This window comes from Rahnella sp. P4_A8 (assembly GCF_056402435.1).
In genome coordinates this window covers 1-1,192 of record NZ_JBFUHK010000256.1, presented here as the reverse complement: position 1 = coordinate 1,192, position 1,192 = coordinate 1, and the positions used below count along the sequence as shown (strand labels likewise).

Sequence of the window (1,192 nt, the reverse complement as noted above, 5' to 3'; positions counted from 1 at the left end):
GTAGATGAACATGTGGAAATTCTGACCGTCGAAGAGTTGATTTTCGCGCGCTGTCTTGATTTCCATGCTCAGTACCGGTGGCTGCATTATGGCTCCCTACGTTATTTTATTTTTTCATGAAGCTCAATGAGTTCCGCAATCAGTTCGCGGGCCAGCATTGACGTCATCAGGTGATCTTGTGCATGCACCAGCACCAGGCTGACTTTGGTTTTTCCTTCGCCCTGATCGCCTTCAATCAGTTGAGTCTGCACCAGATGCGCTTCATTCAGCGCCATTTTTGACTGCGCCATCACCGAACGCGCCTGCTCAAAATCACCTTCTTTGGCTTTTTTGAGCGCCGCGTAAGCCAGGCTGCGTGCTTGTCCGGAGTTGATGATCAACCCCATCACCACTTCTTCGAGATCCTGCATTTCGCTTTCAGTTTCAACAATGCTGTCTAAATCCATCATCTCTGTCTCTCCATGATTGGCCGGATAACGGCGGGAAGATGGCCTCTGCCCGCCCTCCGTTCAGATTAAAATTTCAGTGAAGCGGCAATGTCTTCTTCGCTTTCTTCTTCTTCAATAATCGCCTGCGCCTTGTTAGACAAGATCACGAATGGCATGTACACCAGCGTGGCAATACCGAGATTGAACAATGCGACGAGCAGTGCCGCGATGCTGCCGTTACTGTTAAAGAAAGCGCCAAGCCCGGTCGGCATGGTCCACGGCGCCAGGTTAGTGACCGGAGGAATGATACCCATGCTGTACGCGGCGATCGTGATGGCGGCCAGAATCGGCTGAACCAGCACGAAGGGGATAAACATCACCGGGTTCATGATAATCGGCAGACCAAACAGGATGGGCTCGTTAATCTGGAAGATGCCTGACGGCAGTGCCAGCTTTGCCACCTGACGATGATCGGCACGGCGTGAGGCGATAAAGATGGCGATGATAAGCCCGAGGGTTGCACCGGAACCGCCCAGCATGATGTAGGAATCCAGCATCGGTTTGGCCCAGAAGTGGAAGGTTTTCCCTGCATCAATCGCGGCACTCACGGAACCGTATTCGGTGTACAGCGCGATATTTTCAAGCGCCCACGGGGTCATGATGCCGTTGTCGAGCGCGGTCAGCGCCAGAGATCCGTGTACACCAAAGAACCACAGCAGTGAGTTGAAAATCACGTACGCCCAGCCAACCACGCTGCCCATTGC

Annotated in this window: 2 protein-coding genes; both read right to left on the bottom strand. The window is 53.0% G+C overall.

The window, feature by feature from the left end; genetic code table 11:
• Nucleotides 1-101: 101 nt before the first annotated feature.
• Complete coding sequence (chbA, locus tag AC1DUO_RS25215; protein WP_013577912.1) at nt 102-449, bottom strand: PTS N,N'-diacetylchitobiose transporter subunit IIA; 348 nt, start codon at nt 447-449, stop codon at nt 102-104.
• 65 nt (nt 450-514) lie between these two features.
• Nucleotides 515-1,192 (bottom strand): PTS transporter subunit EIIC (locus AC1DUO_RS25210; protein ID WP_477989421.1); only part of this gene is annotated, 678 nt, incomplete at its 5' end.

What these genes read in the sequence shown, in the direction of transcription:
- chbA (WP_013577912.1), bottom strand. Translation starts at nt 449, where the DNA reads ATGATGGATTTAGACAGCATTGTTGAAACTGAAAGCGAAATGCAGGAT.